The sequence below is a fragment of the Roseomonas sp. TS2 genome (assembly GCF_058833935.1).
In genome coordinates this window covers 1-18,046 of the sequence record NZ_JCACVY010000083.1, presented here as the reverse complement: position 1 = coordinate 18,046, position 18,046 = coordinate 1, and the positions used below count along the sequence as shown (strand labels likewise).

14 protein-coding genes and 1 tRNA gene are annotated in these 18,046 nt (G+C 73.0%); 9 read left to right on the top strand and 6 right to left on the bottom strand.

Features of this window, described 5'->3' with window-relative positions; all coding sequences use genetic code 11:
* The coding region (locus ACZJYS_RS14115) for a lytic murein transglycosylase (protein WP_493179092.1) at positions 1-792 on the bottom strand (792 nt) is incomplete at its 3' end.
* Between the two features lie 65 nt (positions 793-857).
* Positions 858-1,871 carry a lipid A deacylase LpxR family protein gene (locus ACZJYS_RS14110; protein WP_493179090.1) on the bottom strand — a complete coding sequence of 338 codons (1,014 nt, stop codon included), beginning with the start codon at positions 1,869-1,871 and terminating at the stop codon, positions 858-860.
* Positions 1,872-2,148: 277 nt separating this feature from the next.
* Between ACZJYS_RS14110 and ACZJYS_RS14105 the strand changes: the two genes are divergently transcribed.
* Together ACZJYS_RS14105 and ACZJYS_RS14100 are read left to right on the top strand one after the other, a co-directional pair.
* Positions 2,149-3,819 (top strand): methyl-accepting chemotaxis protein, encoded by a 1,671-nt coding sequence (locus tag ACZJYS_RS14105; protein WP_493179088.1) that lies wholly within the window; start codon positions 2,149-2,151, stop codon positions 3,817-3,819.
* A 54-nt stretch (positions 3,820-3,873) separates the two neighbouring features.
* Positions 3,874-3,963 (top strand) — tRNA-Ser (locus ACZJYS_RS14100).
* Here ACZJYS_RS14100 and ACZJYS_RS14095 read toward each other — a convergent pair.
* Positions 3,931-5,205 (bottom strand): MFS transporter, encoded by a 1,275-nt coding sequence (locus tag ACZJYS_RS14095; protein ID WP_493179086.1) that lies wholly within the window; start codon positions 5,203-5,205, stop codon positions 3,931-3,933. The genes ACZJYS_RS14100 and ACZJYS_RS14095 overlap by 33 nt on opposite strands.
* Positions 5,206-5,372: 167 nt before the next feature.
* Between ACZJYS_RS14095 and ACZJYS_RS14090 the strand changes: the two genes are divergently transcribed.
* Positions 5,373-6,044 (top strand): helix-turn-helix domain-containing protein, encoded by a 672-nt coding sequence (locus ACZJYS_RS14090; RefSeq protein ID WP_493179084.1) that lies wholly within the window; start codon positions 5,373-5,375, stop codon positions 6,042-6,044.
* A gap of 58 nt (positions 6,045-6,102) precedes the next feature.
* On the opposite strand, the gene ACZJYS_RS14085 is transcribed toward ACZJYS_RS14090, so the two are convergent.
* Positions 6,103-6,765, bottom strand: coding sequence for a metal-dependent hydrolase (locus ACZJYS_RS14085; protein WP_379649788.1), 663 nt, complete (start codon positions 6,763-6,765; stop codon positions 6,103-6,105).
* Between the two features lie 108 nt (positions 6,766-6,873).
* Between ACZJYS_RS14085 and ACZJYS_RS14080 the strand changes: the two genes are divergently transcribed.
* Complete coding sequence (locus ACZJYS_RS14080; RefSeq protein ID WP_379649786.1) at positions 6,874-7,620, top strand: DsbA family oxidoreductase; 747 nt, start codon at positions 6,874-6,876, stop codon at positions 7,618-7,620.
* 12 nt (positions 7,621-7,632) lie between these two features.
* Here the strand turns inward: ACZJYS_RS14080 and mfd are convergent, their stop codons facing one another.
* A complete protein-coding gene (gene mfd, locus ACZJYS_RS14075) occupies positions 7,633-11,097 on the bottom strand; it encodes a transcription-repair coupling factor (RefSeq protein ID WP_493179080.1) in 3,465 nt (1,154 codons plus the stop codon).
* Positions 11,094-11,450, bottom strand: coding sequence for a succinate dehydrogenase assembly factor 2 (locus tag ACZJYS_RS14070; protein WP_109518382.1), 357 nt, complete (start codon positions 11,448-11,450; stop codon positions 11,094-11,096). Before ACZJYS_RS14070 ends, mfd begins: the two co-directional genes overlap by 4 nt.
* 37 nt (positions 11,451-11,487) lie before the next feature.
* On the opposite strand from ACZJYS_RS14070, the gene ACZJYS_RS14065 reads away from it, so the two are divergent.
* From ACZJYS_RS14065 to ACZJYS_RS14045, 5 genes are all read left to right on the top strand, one after another.
* Complete coding sequence (locus ACZJYS_RS14065; protein ID WP_493179077.1) at positions 11,488-13,572, top strand: ATP-dependent DNA helicase RecG; 2,085 nt, start codon at positions 11,488-11,490, stop codon at positions 13,570-13,572.
* Positions 13,573-13,674: 102 nt separating this feature from the next.
* On the top strand, positions 13,675-14,415 hold the full coding sequence (locus tag ACZJYS_RS14060) for an ABC transporter ATP-binding protein (protein ID WP_493179075.1): 741 nt from the start codon (positions 13,675-13,677) through the stop codon (positions 14,413-14,415).
* A complete protein-coding gene (locus ACZJYS_RS14055; RefSeq protein WP_109518385.1) occupies positions 14,416-15,147 on the top strand; it encodes an ABC transporter permease subunit in 732 nt (243 codons plus the stop codon).
* A 4-nt stretch (positions 15,148-15,151) separates the two neighbouring features.
* Positions 15,152-17,098 carry a GldG family protein gene (locus ACZJYS_RS14050; protein ID WP_493179073.1) on the top strand — a complete coding sequence of 649 codons (1,947 nt, stop codon included), beginning with the start codon at positions 15,152-15,154 and terminating at the stop codon, positions 17,096-17,098.
* Between the two features lie 13 nt (positions 17,099-17,111).
* Positions 17,112-18,046 (top strand): DUF4340 domain-containing protein (locus tag ACZJYS_RS14045; protein WP_493179071.1); only part of this gene is annotated, 935 nt, incomplete at its 3' end.

Sequence of the window (18,046 nt, the reverse complement as noted above, 5' to 3'; positions counted from 1 at the left end):
GCCCAGGCGAAGCCACTCGCGCAGCGGCTTGCGGGTGGAGCGCCCGGCCAGGGCGGCGTCGAATCCCGACGGCACCAGCACCTCGCGGCCCCAGCGCTCCGTCTCGTCCCAGCCGCTGCGGCCGAGATAGTTGGCGATGGAGCCCAGCGCATCGGCGCGGTTGTCCCAGATGTCGCGGCGGCCGTCGCCGTCGAAATCCACCGCCAGCCGCTCGAAGCTGGTGGGCATGAACTGCGGGTGGCCCATGGCGCCGGCGTAGCTGCCGCGCATCCGCTCCGGCGCCACGTCGCCGCGCTCCAGGATGCGCAGCGCGGCCATCAGCTCGGCGCGGAAGAAGGCGCTGCGGCGGCCATCCCAGGCCAGCGTGGCGAGCGCCTCGATGGTGTTGTAGTTGCCGGTGAAGCCGCCATAGTTCGTCTCCAGCCCCCACACCGCCACGACGATGCGCGGCGAGACGCGGAAGCGCGTGGCGATGGCGTCCAGCAGCGTCGCGTTCTCGGCATAGGCCTGGCGGCCGCGCTCGACCCGTTGGGCGGTGATGCGGCCGTCGCGGTACTGTTCCCAGGTCAGGGTGAACTCGGGCTGGCGGCGGTCCAGCTCCAGCACCTTGTCGTTGGGGCGGATGTTGGCGAAGGCCCGCTGCAGCGTGGCCTGGGACACGCCGGCGCCCCGGGCCTCGCTGGCGACGCCCTGCAGGAAGGCGTCGAAGCTGGCCGTGGCGGCATGGGCGGCGCCGCCGGAGAGGACGGAGAGCGCGGCGACTCGGGTCAGCAGGGTGCGGCGGTTCAGCATGGGGGAGAGGTGCCACGACCGGCGCCCGCCCTGCAACCGCTGGTGGGCCCCCGGCCGCGCACGGATCAGAACCGGAACGAGACGCTGAGCGAGCCGAAGCTCTGCACGCCTTCCTGCCCGTAGAATTCCTCCGAGCGCCAGACCTGCGTGTAGGCGAAGCGCATGCCGCGCCAGAGCACCGCCACGCCGGCCTGCGCGTCGCCCACCAGGATGCGCTTGTCCACGCTGCGGCTTTCGCGCCAGGTGTTGCCGTCGAGGAAGATGTCGCGGGCGATGGCGCGGCCATCGAGCCCGGCGAAGACATACCAGCCGAAATCCTGGCGCGGCTGGAAGGAGGCGCTGCCGGCCAGCGCCGGGCGGATGCGCGGCGGCCCGAAATCCGCCTCCAGCCCCTGCCCCAGCCGCAGCACCCCGCCCGCGGCGGCATAGGTCTGCACATTGCCCAGGCTGATGGTGGCCGAGGGGATGGCCTCGACATCGATCCCGCCGACCTGGCCGAGCGGCATGCGCCACTTGCGCTCGTACAGCGCGGTGATGGCCGGCTCGTCCTTCAGCTGGGAGCGCCAGCCATTGGTCTGATCGATGTTGATGATGTCGTGATAGTTGTTCTGCACGAACTCGCCGAGCGCCGAGGGGCCGACCACGCCGAGCTGCAGCTCGAACAGGTTGGCGGTGAACTCGGAGATCCGCGACAGCGAGGCGGCGCCGTAGAGATAGGCGGCGTAGGGCCGGTCGCGCGGGTCCGGGGCCACCCGCTCCGTGTCCTTCGGCGTGTAGATGCTCTGGCCGAAGGCCAGGCCCCAGCGCAGCGTGCCCGGGCCCATGATCCAGCCCAGCCGGTCGTTCAGCCAGTCGAGCGGCCCCGGCAGGTCGGCCGAGGGGGAGCGCCAGGCGAACTGGAAGCCGTTGGTGTAGTAGCGGTCGCTGCCGCCGAACATGTCGTTCTCGAGGGCGAAGTTCAGCGTGCCCTTCGGGTCCGGCGGCGGCGCCTGGTCGCCGGGGATGCCCTGCGCCATGGCCGGGCCCGAGGCGCCCATGGCCAGCAACAGCAGAAGGGTCGGCGATCGGCGGGCGCGCATGCGGAGTTCCTTGCTCGCGGCGGCGGAGAGGCCGCGCCGCCGGGACGAATCGTGCCGCGCCGCGGGGCCGGGCGAAGCCGAGGCAGGGGTTGTGGCGAGGCACAACCGAAGCTGCAAGTTGCGTTTTATTGCAGCAATGGAGAGGGTGCGCGCCCTGCCCGCCCCGCCGCCCGTCCCGCCGCCCGCTCCACCGGTCGAGGCACCACACGGCAGTCTTTGTTCATCATCGGGCTACAGAATGGAGGCTCCAAGCAGCCTGGATGAGGTTGAGGCGCCCATGTCCATCCGTAACCGCATTCTCGCCACCATGGCGTTCATCATGCTCTGCTTCGTCGGGCTCGGCGGCTTCGCCCTCCAGCGGCTGACCGCCGTCCAGGCCGAGGTGGAGCAGATGGCCGACAACTGGCTGCCCAGTATCAATCTCATCAACGAGGCGCAGAAGGACGCCCTCACCCTGCGCACGCATATCCTGCGGCACGTCATGGTGACAGAGGACGACAAGATCCGTGAGGCGGACGGCCTCATCGCCCAGTCCCGCGCCGACGTTGAGAAATTCTTCGTACAATACGCGCCGATGGTGACCGGCCCGCAGGAAGCGGCGCTGGCCGCGGCGGTGCGGAACGAGTGGAATACCTATCTCGGGCTCTCCGACGCCACGCTGGCGCTGAGCCGCGCGCAGCGGAAGGACGAGGCTACCCGGCAGCTCAATGGCCCGAACCGCGAGGCCTTCCAGCGCTTCCTGGCCGCGGATGAGAAGCTCATCGAGTTCAACCAGAAGGGCGCCGAGACCAGCAGCGTCACGGCACGCCGCACCGTCACCATGGCGGCCTGGATCATCGGCATCGCCGGCCTGCTCGGGATCGCGGTGCTGTCCCTGATCGGGCTGTCGCTGGTCCGCGGCATCTGCAGCCCCGTCGGCCGGCTGACGGAGACCATGCGGCGCATGACCGGCGGCGCGCTCGACACGCCGGTGGCGGACCAGGAGCGGACGGACGAGATCGGCAGCATGGCCAAGGCGCTGGAGGTGTTCCGCGCCAAGGTGCAGGAGGGCGAGCGGCTCGCCGCCGAGCAGGCGCGGGCGGACAAGGTGGCGCGGGAGCGCGCCGCCCGGCTGGAGAAGCTGGTGACCCGCTTCGGCCAGGACGCCGGCCAGGCCCTGGAGACCCTGCGCGGTGCCGCCGAGCGGATGCGCGGCAGCTCGGGCGAGATGAGCCAGGCGGCCCATGCCTCGGCCCAGCTCACCAGCACCCTCAGCCACGCCTCCGAGGAAGCCTCCAGCAACGCCCAGACCGCCGCCGCCGCGACCGAGGAGCTGACCGCCTCGATCGGCGAGATCACCCGCCAGGTCAGTCGCTCGGCCGAGGTGTCCCGCCGCGCCGTGGCGGAAACCCAGCGCACCGAGCACACGATGCGCGAGCTGGCCGGCACCGCCAACAAGATCGGCGATGTGGTGCGGCTGATCGCCGACATCGCCGGGCAGACCAACCTGCTGGCGCTGAACGCCACCATCGAGGCCGCCCGCGCCGGCGAGGCCGGCAAGGGCTTCGCCGTGGTGGCCTCCGAGGTGAAGAACCTCGCCAGCCAGACCGCCAAGGCCACCGAGGAGATCAGCCAGCAGGTGAGCGCCATCCAGGGCGCCACGGGCCAGGCGGTGGAGGCCATCAACAGCATCGCCGGCGTGGTGGCGGAGATCGACCAGACTGCCGCCGCCATCGCCGCCGCCGTCGAGGAGCAGGGCGCGGCGACCCAGGAGATCGCCCGCAACATCGCCGGCTCCGCCGAGGCCGCCGCCTCCGTCTCGCGCGAGACGAATGTGGTGCGCAACGCCGCCGAGGTCAGCGGCCGCACCGCCGGCGTTGTGCAGACCACATCCGCCGAGGTGAGCGACACGACCGGCCGGCTGCGCGGGCAGGTGGAGCAGTTCCTCAGCGAGGTGCGGGCCGCGTAACCCCTCGACCGGGCAGGCCGAAACGGCTATCGGGGCCGCACGCGCCGGCCCCGCGGATGGATGGCCGAGTGGTTTAAGGCAGCGGTCTTGAAAACCGCCGTGGGGGCAACCTCACCGTGGGTTCGAATCCCACTCCATCCGCCATCGGCGCTGGCCTGCCAGGAAAGCGCCGATCGCCGCCGCCTGCACCAGGGCGGCAAGCAGGAACAACGCCTCCCCCCGCTCCGCCACGCCCCGCAGCAGCCCGAAGATGGCGGGCGCGAAGGCATAGCAGGCCTGGCCCGTGGCCGCGATCCACGGCACCACGCGCCGCGCATCCTGCGCCGTGAACTCGCCCTGCGCGATCAGGGGCGGCAGCGAGGTGGCATTGCCGATGCCGAGGCCGAACAGCGCCAGGCCGAGCAGCAGGCCCGGCAGCACCCAGGCGCCGCCGCCCGCCACGGCCGCCAGCAGGAGCAGCGAGCCGGCCAGCTGCACGGCATGGCTGAGGCAGGCCACATGGCGCCGGTCCGCCCAGGCCGGCATCCACCAGCCCACCGCGCTGCGGCCGAGGATGGCCGCCAGCGTCGCACCGCCCATCGCCAGCCCGGCCGCGGCGCCGAGGGCCGGCACCAGCAGCGAGAACAGGTGCGCCAGCAGGCCGATCTGCGCGAACAGGCCCAGCGCCATGCCCGCCGCCAGGGTGAGGAGGCGGCGGTCGCGCCAGGGCGGGCCGGCGGGCAGCGGGCGCGCCGCCGGCGCGGCGGCGGCCGGGGCGGGCATGGCGGCGGCCTCGCCATCGGGGTGCTGGCCCAGGCCCTCGGGCGTGCGCGTGAAGACCAGCGCCGCCAGCAGGCCGACCACCGGCAGCATGACCGCCCCCACCGCCAGCGCCGCCAGGGGAAAGCCGAGGCCGCCGATCAGCGCCGCCCAGAGCGGGGAGAACACCACGCCGCCCAGGCTGGCGCCGTTGTAGGCCAGGCCGAGCGCCGCCGGGCGGCGGCGTTCGAACCAGGGGGCGACCAGGGCGTTCACCGCCGCCGCCCCCATCGCCACCCAGCCCGTGCCGCTGGCCAGCGCGGCGGCGAAGAGCTGCCACGGCGCCGCCGCGACGGCCCAGCCCAGCACGCCGAAGCCCAGCAGGCCGGCACCGAGGCTGGTGACCAGCGGCACGCCCAGCGCGCGGTAGAGCCGGGGCAGGTTGGCCACCACCGCGGCGCCCACCAGGAAATGCACCGTGACCGCCGCCGAAACCAGCTCCACCGGCCAGCCGGTGCGCGCCACCACCGCATGCAGGAAGACCGGCGGTCCGTAGAAGCCGACGCCCCAGCCGAAGGCCGCCAGCACGAAGGTGGCCGCCACGACGCGCCAGCCGAAGAATGGTGGGGAGGATGCAGGGGTGGTCATGCGGGTGCTCCGTCGGGAAGGGCCGGGCTGGAAAGCCTGGCATGGCTTATGCCGGCACGGCGCCCGCCGATGCTTCGGGCCTTGCCGAAGCATCGGCGGGCGGCCCCTGCTATGCTGCGGACGGATGGCGGGAGGGGCGCATGGTCACGGCCAACAGGATCGCCGAAATGGCTGCCGCGATGGGCGAGCCTGCCCGCGCGGCGATGCTCGCGGCGCTGATGGATGGCCGGGCGATGACAGCCACCGAGCTGGCCCGGGTGGCCGGCATTGCGCCGCCGACGGCGAGCGGCCATCTCGCGCGGCTCGTCGCCGCGCGCCTCGTGGCGGCCGAGCGGCACGGGCGGCACCGCTACCACCGGCTGGCCGGCCCCGAGGCGGCGCGGCTGATCGAGAGCATGATGCAGATGGCCGGCGCGGCGCCGGCGCCCCATGCGGTGCCGCGCTTCGGGCCGCGCGACGCGGCGCTGCGCCAGGCACGCACCTGCTACGACCATTTGGCCGGCCGGCTCGGCGTCGGCCTTGCGGATGCGCTGGTGGCGGGCGGCTGGGTGGCGATGGAAGGCGAGGCCGCCTGGATGACGGAAGCCGGCCAGGCGCGGTTCGGCGCGCTCGGCATCCCGCTGCCGCAGGCGGCGCGGCACGGCCGGCCGGGTTGCCGCCCCTGCCTCGACTGGAGCGAGCGGCGGCCGCATCTGGCAGGCCGGCTCGGCGCGGCGCTGTGCAGCCACGCCTTCGGCCAGGGCTGGGTGCACAGGGTGGAGGGCACGCGGGCCGTGACGGTGACGCCCAAGGGGCGGCTGGCGCTGCGGGAGGCCTTCGGGCTGGCCGAGAGCGGCTAAGCCGGGCTCCGCCCCAGCGCAGGTTGGCCCAGCGCAGGGGGGCTCAGCGCAAGGGGGTTCAGCGCAGGGTGGGGCCGAGCGCCGCGGCGCCCTGCCGGGCGAGCACCGTCTCGCCGGCGCCACGGGCCCTGTCCCACAGGGCGCCGATCCCCGGCCCGCCGGGCAGCGCGGCCGAGGAGCCGGGCGGGCAGAGCGCCGGCATCATCCCTTCCGCCACGCGGCAGATGCCGGTGGCGCGCAGCCCGGCGGCGAAGTTCACCTTTTCCGAGGTGCTGCCCCAGGCCCAGGAGAGCACCAGCGCCACCACCAGCGGCTCGAAGGCCGAGCCGGTGCGGCAGAGCGGCAGCGCATAGGTGCCCCGCAGCGGCCAGGCCAGGCGCAGCCCCGCCGGCGTCAGCAGATCCGCCCCCAGATGCGAAAGATAGCCCACCACGAGAGGTGCGGTGATGGCCATCGGCACATCCTGGCTGAGCAGCAGCACGGTGCAGCCGAGCACGGCCAGGGCGGAATGGGTGATGCCGCGATGGCCCAGCAGCCGCGCGCACAGCAGCGAGACCGGCCAGAGCTTCTTGCCCACCCAGGATTTGGGATGGTCGATATCGGGCAGCAGCGCGCCGAACACGGCAAGGCCCAGCAGGGCCGGGTCGAGCGCCGGCAGGCCCAGCCGCGGCGCGGCCGCGAACCAGGCAGCCGCGCCCAGCGCGATATGCGACCCTGCCATCATTCCTGGGTTTCGAGGCTCCTGCTACGCAAGCCTCAAACTAGGAGTCAGGATTCCTGCCTACAAGCCTGATTCCACGGCTTTCCAACCGCAGGTAGCAGAAAAACCATGACTTGCCTGCTCCTCGGAGCGGTGGGCGAAGGGCAAGTCTTCGCCTATCATGGAGCGGTGAACCTGCTCTCGCCGCCCCGCAGCCGCCTCGACATCGAGGTGGTGTTCGACCTGGTCTGCCCCTGGTGCTTCCTCGGCACGCGCCGGCTGCGCCGGACGCTGGAGCGGCGCACCGACGTGCTGGCCGAGATCCGCTGGCGTCCCTTCCTGCTGAATCCCGATCTCGGCCTCGGCGGCACCGGGCGGCAGGACTACATGGCGCGCAAGTTCGGCGGCGAGGAGCGCGCCCGCCGCCTGCACGCCACCATGACCGATCTCGGGCGGCCCGAGGGCATCGCCTTCCGCTTCGACCGCATCCAGCGCGTGCCCGCCTCGATCGACGCGCACCGGCTGGTGCGCTTCGCCGCCCAGCATGGCCAGGCCGATGCGCTGGTGGACGCGCTGTTCACCGCCTATTTCTGCGAGGGCGCCGATATCGGCCGGCCGGAGAACCTCGCCGCCCTGGCCGCCCGGCACGGGATGGAGCCGCGCGTGGTGCAGCGCTTCCTGGCCAGCGGGCTGGAGGCGGAGGCGGTGCACGCCGAGAACCTCCGCGCCCACCGCCTCGGCATCAATGGCGTGCCCTGCTTCGTCATCTCCGGCCAGCAGGGCCAGGGTGCGGGCCATGCCATCGCCGGCGCGCAGGAGCCGGAGGTGCTGGAGCGGCTGATCGACGTGGCGCTCTCCGAGGCGGGCGAGTTCTAGCCGCCCTCCCCCTCAGGCGGCCTTTGCCTGGCGGGAGACCTTCACCAGCGACTTCAGCATGTCCTTGGCCGCGCGCAGGCGGGTGGGCAGGTCCATCTCGCGCACCATGGCCAGCTTGTGGTCCGGCCGCAGTTTTATCAGTCCCTTCTGGGCGCCGACCCAGGTGACCAGCCCGCCTGGATTGGCGAAGTTGTTGCGGCGGAAGGCGGCGACGATGCCCTTCGGCCCCGCATCCAGCTTCTCCACCCCCGCCTGCCGGCAGAGATGCTTGATGGAGACCACCTGCAGCAGGTTCTCCACCTCCTGCGGCAGCGGCCCGAAGCGGTCGGCCAGCTCGGCCGCCATCGCCTCCACCTCGGCATCGCCCGCAAGGCCGCCGATGCGGCGGTAGAGGCCAAGCCGCACCGGCAGATCCGCCACATAGGTCTCGGGGATCAGCACCGGCAGGCCGAGATTGATCTGCGGCGTCCAGTCGCGGTTGTCGGCGCCGTCGCGCCGCCCCTGCCCGGCCTTGATGTCGGCCACCGCCTCCTCCAGCATCTGCTGGTAGAGTTCGATACCCACCTCGCGGATATGGCCGGACTGCTCGTCGCCCAGCAAATTGCCGGCGCCGCGGATGTCGAGGTCGTGGCTGGCGAGGGTGAAGCCGGCGCCGAGGTTGTCGAGCGTCTGCATCACCGCCAGCCGCTTCTCGGCGGCGACCGACAGGCGCTGCGTGGCCGGCCAGGTCAGGTAGGCGTAGCCGCGCTGCTTGCCGCGCCCCACCCGCCCGCGCAGCTGGTAGAGCTGGGCGAGGCCGAACATGTCGGCGCGGTGGATGATCAGCGTGTTCACCGCCGGCATGTCCAGCCCGCTTTCCACGATGTTGGTGGCGAGCAGGATGTCGTACTTGCCGTCGCCGAACTCGGTCATCACCCGCTCGAGCTCGGTCGGCGTCAGGCGGCCATGCGCCTGCACGGTGCGCGCCTCGGGCACGATGTCGGCCAGCCGCGTGGCCATCTTCGGCAGGTCTTCCAGCCGTGGCACGACGCAGAAGATCTGCCCGCCGCGCAGCCGCTCGCGCTGGATCGCCTCGCGCACCACCACCGCATCGAAGGGCATGATGAAGGTGCGCACCGCCAGCCGGTCCACGGGCGGCGTCGCGATGACGCTCATCTCGCGCACGCCGGTCAGGGCGAGCTGGAGGGTGCGCGGGATGGGGGTCGCCGTCAGGGTGAGGACATGCACATCGGCCTTGAGCGACTTCAGCCGCTCCTTGTGCGCCACGCCGAAATGCTGTTCCTCGTCGACGATGACGAGGCCGAGATCGGCGAACTCCACGCCCTTGGCCAGCAGCGCATGGGTGCCGACGACGATGTTGATGGAGCCGTCCGCCAGCCCCGCCTTCACCTGCGCCGCCTCCTTCGCCGTGACCATGCGCGAGAGCTGGGCGATGCGGATCGGCAGCCCCTCGAAGCGGGCGGTGAAGGTGCGGAAATGCTGGCGGGAGAGCAGCGTGGTGGGCACCACCACCGCCACCTGCGCCCCCGTCATGGCGACAACGAAGGCGGCGCGCAGCGCGATCTCCGTCTTGCCGAAGCCGACATCGCCGCAGATCAGCCGGTCCATCGGCCGGCCGGCGGAGAGGTCCTCCAGCACGTCGGCGATGGCGCGCTGCTGGTCCTCCGTCTCGGCGAAGGGGAAGCGGGCGCAGAACTCGTCCCACGCGCCCTCCGGCGGGGTGGCGAGGTGGCCCTCCTTCACCCGCCGCTCGGCGGCGATGCGGATGAGCTGGCCCGCCATGTCGGCGATGCGCTGCTTGGCGCGGGCCTTGCGGTTCTGCCAGGAGGTGCCGCCGAGCTTGTCGAGCGCGACGCCCGCGCTGTCGCTGCCGAAGCGCGAGAGCAGCTCGATGTTCTCCACGGGCAGGAACAGCTTGTCCCCGCCATCGTAGATCAGCCGCAGGCAGTCATGCGGCGCGCCGGAGACGCCGATGGTCTCCAGCCCGTCATAGCGGCCGATGCCGTGGTCCTGGTGCACCACCAGGTCGCCCTCGGCGATCTCGGTGGCGTCGGCGATGAACTGGTCCGCCCGCTTGCGGCGGCGCGGCGGCCGGGCGATGCGCTCGCCCAGCAGGTCCTGCTCGCCGGTCAGGGCGATGGCGCCGCTGCCCTTGGTGCCTGCGGCGGGGCCGGTGAAGCCACGCTCCACGCCATAGACCACCAGCGCCACCACGCCCGCCGGCAGCGCCTGGGCGGCGGCCCAGTCCTCCACCGCCTGGGCGGGCACGCGGTTCTCCCGCAGCAGATTGCCCAGCCGCTCGCGCGAGCCGCGCGTCCAGGCGGCGACCACCGGGCGCATGCCGCCCTTGGCCTGCGCCTCGGCATGCTGGCGGTAGAGGTGGAAGACGTTCTCGCCCGCCGTGCGGGCCTCGGCATAGAGGCCGCCCGGGCGGCCGCCGGCCTCGATGCCCTCGGCGCCGTCGGGCTTCGGGAAGGGGCTGAAGCGCAGCAGCGGGCCGCCCGCGAGCATCGCGTCCCAGCCCTTGCGGTCCAGGTAGAGGCGGCGCGGCGGCACGGGGCGGTAGGGCACCTCGCCTTCCCGCGCCGGCATGCGGCGGGCCTCGTAATGGTCCTCGACCATCTCGAGCCGCACCTCCAGCGCCTCCTCCGCCTGGTGGTCCAGGCTGACCGAGGCGCCGGGCATGTAGTCCAGCAGCGTCGCCATGCTCTCGTGGAAGAGCGGGACGTAGTGCTCCATGCCGGGGTGGCGACGGCCCGCGGAGATGGAGACGTAGAGCGGGTCCTCGGCCGCGGCATTGCCGAACAGGTCGCGGTAGCCGGCGCGGAAGCGGGCGATGGACTCCTCGTCGAGGAACACCTCGCCCACCGGGCGCAGCCAGAGCCCGTCCATTGCCTTGCCGCTGCGCTGCGTCTCGGTGGAGAAATGGCGCAGGCTCTCGATCTCGTCGCCGAACAGGTCGAGCCGCACCGGCTCGGGCTCACCGGCCGGGTAGAGGTCGACGATGCCGCCGCGCACCGCGTATTCGCCCGGCTCCATCACCGTGGCGACGCGGCCATAGCCATTGGCCTCCAGGAAGCCGGCCAGCTTCTCCGGCGTGATGCGCCCGCCGCGCTTCAGGTGCAGCGTGGCGCCCTCGAATACGGCGCGCGGCGGCACGCGCTGCACCAGCGCGTTCACCGTGGTCAGCACGATGCGCGGGCGGTCGCCCTTCTCCAGCAGGCGCGTGAGCGTCGCCACGCGCTCGGCCACCAGCTCGGCGTGGGGCGAAACCCGGTCATAGGGCAGGCAGTCCCAGGCCGGGAAGCGCAGCACCTCGATCCTCGGCGCGAAGAAGGCCAGCCCGTCCTGCATCCGCGCCATGCGGGAATCGTCGCGGCAGACATGCAGGACGAAACCCTCCGCCTCGGCGCGGCGGCGGCTGAGCAGCAGGGCGTCGAAGCCCTCGGGGGCGCCGTGGATGGTGAGCGCGCTCATGCCCGGCGCGCGGCCTCCGGCACCCCGGCGCCCAGCATCGAGCATTCCTCGGACATGCGGGTCAGCATCGGCGTCATCACCTCGGGCGGAATGGGGCGGCGGCCCGAGAGCCAGTCGGCGAGATCGACATCCAGCAATTCCAGCACCGCCTCCAGCTCGTCCAGCTCCGCCTCGGTGAAGCTGGCGATGTGGCGGGTGACAAAGCCGCCCACCATCAGGTCGGTTTCCTTGGTGCCGCGATGGTGCGCGCGGAACAGCAGGCGCCGGCGGCGCGGGGAGAGCGCCGGCGGCGGCTCCGCCGGGGACGCAGCGGCGGCATTCGGATCGGGGGGCGTATCGTTGCTCTGGGACATGTCGTCGGCGCCTTGTGGGGCTGGCATATAAGGGCAGATGGGAATCGTGTCAGCCCAAGAGGCGGAAATGGACCTGCCGGCCGGGCTTCTCGCGCCGCTGGACAGCCTGCCCTTGCCCGAGGAGAAGCGGAAGCGCCTGGCGCAGGCGGTGGAGGGCGGCCGCGTGCTCGACCTGCTGCTGCACCTGCCCGAGCGCTACCAGGACCGCCGCGCCACCACCCCGCAGGAGGGCGAGGTGGCCACCCTGCCCCTGCGCGTGGTGCAGGTCCAGCCGCCGCGCACGCCGACCCAGCCCTGGTCGGTCTGCTGCGAATCGCCGGCGGGGCCGCTGGACCTGATCTATTTCGGCCGCCGCTCCTGGCTCGGCGCCTGGCTGGCCCGCACCTATCCGGAAGGGGCGGTGCGCCGCGTCTCCGGGCGGATGAAGCGCTTCCGCGACCGCTGGCAGATGGACGCGCCGGATTTCGTCGAGCCGCCCGACGCCATCCCCGGCATCCAGCCCATCTGGCCGCTGGTGAAGGGGCTGGGGCAGCGCGATGTGGGCCGCGCCATGGCGGCGGCGCTGGCGGCGCTGCCCGAGCTGCCTGAGTGGCAGGACCGCACCCTGCTCGCCCGCCGCCGCTGGCCGGGCTTCGCCGCCGCGCTGCGCGCCATCCAGGCCCCCGAGGCCGCCGCGCCGGAGGACAGCGCGCGCGACCGGCTGGCCTATGACGAATTGCTCGCGGGCCAGCTCGCCGTGGGGCTGGTGCGGCGGACGGTGCTTCAACGCCCCGGCCGCGCCCTGCGTGGCGACGGAAGGCTGCGCGACGCGGCGCTGGCCGCCTTCGGCCACCCCCCCACCCCCGGCCAGGCGATGGCGCTGGCCGAGATTGACGCCGACCTCGCCGCGCCGCGCCGGATGCTGCGGCTGCTCCAGGGCGATGTCGGCGCCGGCAAGACACTGGTGGCGGTGCTGGCCATGCTGCGCGCCGTAGAGGGCGGCGCCCAGGCCGCGATCATGGCCCCCACCGAGCTGCTGGCGCGCCAGCACCTCCGCACGCTGGAGAAGCTGGCCGGCGCCGCCGGCGTGTCCTGCGCCCTGCTCGCCGGCTCGGTGAAGGGCAAGGAGCGCAAGCGCGTGCTGGCCGGGCTGGCGGATGGCTCCATCCCGCTCGTCGTCGGCACCCATGCGCTGATCGAGGAGGGGGTGGCGTTCCGCGACCTCGGCCTCGCTGTGGTGGACGAGCAGCACCGCTTCGGCGTGGCGCAGCGCCTGGCGCTGACCGAGAAGGGCACCACCGACGTGCTGGTGATGACCGCCACCCCCATCCCCCGCACCCTGCTGCTGACCCAGTGGGGCGAGATGGCGGTGAGCCGGCTGGAGGGGCTGCCCGCGGGCCGCCAGCCCATCGTCACCCGCATCGTCAGCCGCGAGCGGCGCGAGGAGCTGGTGGCCCGGCTGCGCGCCGCCTTCGCACAGGGGCACCGCGCCTATTGGGTGGTGCGCGCCGTGGAGGAGGGCGAGAAGCACGACAACGCCGCCGCCGAGACCACCTTCGCCGAGCTGGCCGCCCTCTTCGGCGACAAGGTCCGCCTCGCCCATGGCGCGCAGAAGCTGGATGTGCGCGAGGCCGCCCTGCACGACTTCGCCGCCGGCCGCGCGCAGCTGCTGGTGGCCACCACGGTGGTGGAGGTGGGGGTGGACGTGCCCGAGGCCACCATCATGATCATCGAGCAGGCGGAGCGCTTCGGCCTCGCCGCGCTGCACCAGCTGCGCGGCCGCGTCGGGCGCGGCAAGGCCCAGAGCTTCTGCCTGCTGCTGCCCTCGGCCGAGCTGAACGAGAGCGAGCAGCGGCGCCTCGCCGTGCTGCGCGAGACGCAGGACGGCTTCGTCATCGCCGATGCCGACCTCGAATACCGCGGCGGTGGCGACGCGCTGGGGATGCGGCAGGCGGGGCGCATCGGCCGCCGGCTGGCCGACCCGCAGCGGCATGGCGGGCTGGTCCGCATGGCGCACCAGGATGCGGCGCTGCTGCTGGAGAAGGACCCGGATCTGGCCGCCACCCCGCGCGGCGCGGCGGCGCGGCTGCTGCTCGGCGTGTTCGGCCATGACCTGACGCTGGCGCCGCTGGCCGCCGGCTGAGCGCCTCCGCCGGGCACGCTTCGATACAGGCGGAGGGGTTGCAATGCCCCCTGCCCTGGTTAAACCCGATCACAATTCGGCCATAGCAGGGGGTACGCCCGGTTGTCCGCGCTGATCGAGATCGACCGCCTGAGCAAACGCTTCGGCGCCTTCACCGCCGTCGACGACGTGTCCTTCACCGTGGCGCGCGGCGAGGTCCTGGGCTTCCTGGGGCCGAACGGCGCCGGCAAGTCCACCACCATGAAGATGCTGGCCGGCTTCGTGACCCCTTCCGCCGGCACCGCCCGAATCTGCGGCGAGGATGTGGTGGAGCGGCCCGTGGCCGCCAAGAAGCATCTCGGCTACCTGCCCGAGGGCGCGCCCACCTACCCCGAGATGACGGTGGCGGGCTTCCTGGGCTTCGCCGCGCGGGTGCGCGGCTACCGCGGCTCCGAGGCGGCGGACCGGGTGGCGCACGCCATGCGCCTCACCACCCTGGAAGGGGTGCGGCTGCAGCCGATCGAGACGCTCTCGAAGGGCTTCAAGCGGCGCGTCGGCCTGGCGCAGTCCCTGCTGCACGACCCGCCGGTGCTGGTGCTGGACGAGCCGACCGACGGGCTCGACCCCAACCAGAAGCACGAGGTGCGGCGGCTGATCGGGCAGATGGCGCCCACCAAGGCCATCATCATCTCCACCCACATCCTGGAGGAGGTCTCGGCCATCTGCACCCGCGCCATCATCATCGCGCGCGGGCGGGTGCTGGCCGATTCCACGCCCGCGGAACTCTCCCGGCGCGGCCCCTCGCTCGATGCCGTGTTCCGCGAACTGACCATGGCGCCCAGACCCGCGCCGGAGGCTGCCTGAATGCGCACCGCGCTGACCATCGCCCGGCGCGAGCTGGCCGGGTATTTCGCGACGCCCGTGGCCTATGTGTTCATCGTCATCTTCTTGGTGATGACGGGCGCGCTCACCTTCACCCTCGGCAATTTCTTCAACCGCGGCACGGCCGACCTCCAGCCCTTCTTCGGCTTCGTGCCCTGGCTGTTCCTGTTCCTGGTGCCGGCGCTGACCATGCGGCTCTGGGCGGAGGAGCGGCGCCTCGGCACCATCGAGCTGCTGCTGACCCTGCCGGTGACGCAGGGCCAGGCGGTGCTGGGCAAGTTCCTGGCGGCCTGGGCGTTCTGCGGCATCGCCCTCGCCCTCACCTTCCCGCTGGTCATCACCGTCAACTACCTGGGCAACCCGGACAATGGCGTCATCGCCACGGGCTATATCGGCTGCCTGCTGGTGGCCGGCGCCTATCTCGCGGTGGGCGCGGCCATCTCGGCGCTGACCAAGAACCAGGTGGTGGCCTTCGTGCTGGCCGTGGCGGTGTGCTTCGTCTTCGCCGCCGCCGGCAGCCCCGTCGTCACCGAGTTCCTCTCCGTGCGCCTGCCCGTGCTGGCCGAGATCGCCCGGGGCGTCTCCGTCACCGACCGCCTCTCCGGCTTCTCGCGCGGCGTGGTGGCGCTGCGGGACATCGTCTTCTTCGCCAGCTTCATCGGCTTCTGGCTGTTCGCCAATGCCGTGGCGGTCGATCATCGCAAGGCGGACTGAGACCATGAGCGCCGAAAGCCCCGCCCCGCGCGCCGCCGCGCGCGCCCCGTCCCGCCGCCTCTCCTACGCGGCGGGCGGCCTCGCCGCCGCGCTGGTTCTGGCCGTCTCCGCCAACCTGCTCACCGAGCGCCTGCTGCCGCGCGCCCAGGTCGACCTCACCGCGCAGCGCCTCTACACCCTCTCGGACGGCACCCGGCAGGTGCTCTCCGGGCTGCAGGACCCGGTGACGCTGCGGCTGTTCTACTCCCGCCGCCTCGGCGGCAGCATCCCCGTCTATGGCGCCTATGCCGACCGGGTGCGGCAGATGCTGGAGGAGTACGCCGCCCTCTCCAACGGCAAGGTGCGGCTGGAATACCTCGATCCCGAGCCCTTCTCGGAGACCGAGGACCGGGCGCTCGCCTATGGCATCCAGGGCGTGCCGGTGGACCAGTCCGGCGAGCAGGTCTATTTCGGCCTCGCCGGCACCAACCTGCTGGACGACGAGCGGGTGCTGCCCTTCCTCCAGCCCGACCGCGAGCGCTTCCTCGAATACGACCTCACGCGGCTGGTCCATGACCTGTCCAACCCGCGCCGCCCCGTGGTGGGGCTGCTCTCAGCCCTGCCGCTGAACGGCGACCCGCGGGCGATGATGATGCGCGTCCCCGGCGCCGGGCAGCCCTTCGTCATCGCCAACCAGCTTCGCCAGTTCTTCACCCTGCGCGACGTGGCCGCCGACGCGCAGGCGATCCCGGAGGACACGCAGGTGCTGATCGTGGCGCAGCCGCAGGGGCTGGCGGACGCCACGCTCTACGCCATCGACCAGTTCGTCATGCGCGGCGGCAAGCTCTTCGTGCTGACCGACCCGCACAGCGAGAGCCAGGCCAGCCGTCCCGGCCCTAACGGCCAGCCGCCCGCCGACACCGCCTCCGGCCTCGACCGGCTGCTGAACGCCTGGGGCATCGAGGCCCCGCGCGACCAGGTGGTGCTCGACCAGCGCGGCGCCTGGCGGGTGCGCGCCAACCCGCAGGACCGGGTGCAGGCGGTGGACTACCCCGCCTGGTTCAACGCCACGGGCGACAGCCTCAGCGCCGCCGACGTGGCGACGGCCGAGCTGCAGCAGGTCACCTTCGCCTCCGCCGGCCAGGTGCGGCGGCGCGAGGGCGCGGGCATCGAGTTCACTCCGCTCATCACCAGCAGCCCCGAGGCGATGCTGGTGGACACCGCGCGGGTGCGCGAGAACCCCAACCCCGCCCGGCTGCTGGCCGAGTTCCGCCCCTCCGGCGAGCGCTACGTGCTGATGGCACGCGCCCGCGGCATGCTGAAATCCGCCTTCCCCGACGGCCCGCCGCCGCCGCCCGAGGGCGCCGAGCGCCCGGCCGACCTTCCCGCCCACCGGGCGCAGAGCGAGGGGCCGGCCAACCTCGTCATCGCCAACGACGCGGACCTGCTGGAGGACCGCTTCTGGGTGCGGGTGCAGGATTTCTTCGGCCAGCAGACGGCCACGCCCTTCAGCGACAATGGCGCGCTGGTCGCCAACCTCACCGACACGCTGGCCGGCGGCGACGCGCTGATCGGCCTGCGCTCGCGCGGGGAGTCGCTGCGCCCCTTCGGCCGCGTCGAGGCGATGCGGCGGGAGGCGGAGGCGCGCTACCGCCAGACCGAGCAGGCCCTCACCCAGCGGCTGGAGGCCACCGAGCGCCGCCTGCGCGAGCTGCGCCAGGGGACAGGCCAAGGCGGCGCGCAGAGCGTCATCACCCCCGAGCAGCGCGCCGAGATCGACAAGGCGCGGGCCGAGATCGTCGCCACGCGCGGCCAGCTCCGCGCCGTGCAGCTCGACCTGCGGCGGGACATCGAGGGGCTGGAGCGGAGCTTGCGTATCCTCAACATCGCGCTGGTGCCGGTGCTGGTCACGCTCTTCGCCATCGGGCTGGCGGTGGCCCGCAACCGCCGCCGCGGCGCCGCCCGCGCCTGAGGGAAAGCCAACGATGCAACGCCGATCCCTCCTGATCCTGGGCGGTGCCGCCCTCGCCTCCGCCGCCGCCGTGGTGGCCCTCGGCCCCGGCGGCCCGCCGCCGGCCGAGACCGGCGCGGCGCCGCTGATGTTCCGCGACCTCGCCACCCGCCTGCAGGGCGCCATGCGCATCGAGGTGGTGCGGCACGCGCAGAGCCTCGCCGTGCAGCGCCAGCCTGGCGATACCTGGGTGCTGCCCGAGGTGGCGGGCTACCCGGTGCGGCCCGAGAAGGTGCGCGAGCTGCTGGTGGGGCTGACCGAGCTGCGGCTGGTGGAGCCGCGCACCGCCAACCCCGAGATGCTGGAGCGCCTCGGCCTGCAGGACCCGGACAGGCCGGGCTCCACCGGCGCCCTGCTGCGGGTGCTGGACGGCACCGGCGCGCCGATCGTGGCGCTGGTGGTGGGGCGCCGCCGCGTCCGCACCCAGGGCAACGTGCCGGAGAGCGTCTATGTCCGCCGCGCCGGCGAGACCCAGTCCTGGCTGGCCGAGGGCCGCCTGCCGCTGGATGCCGACGCGCAGCTCTGGATCGACCGCGACCTCGCCAACCTCCCGCGCGAGCGGGTGCTGCGGGTGCGGGTGGAGCGCGAGGATGCCCCCGCCCTGGTGCTGGCCAGGGGCGAAGGGCCGGATGGCCGCCTCGCCCTCGCCGAGCCGGCCGCCGCGCCGCCGCTGGAGCCGACGCGGCTCGACGCCGTGGCCAACGCCTTCGAGTTCCTGACGCTCACGGACGTGCAGCGCGCCGCCGACATCCCCGGCACGCGGCTGGGCCGGGCGCGGTACACGCTGACCGACAATCTCGGCATCACCGTCACGCTGCACGAGCAGGGCGAGCAGGTCTGGGTGCTGCTGGAGGCGAGCGGCGACGCCGAGGCGGAGCGGCTGAACGCCCGCTGGCGCGGCTGGGCCTA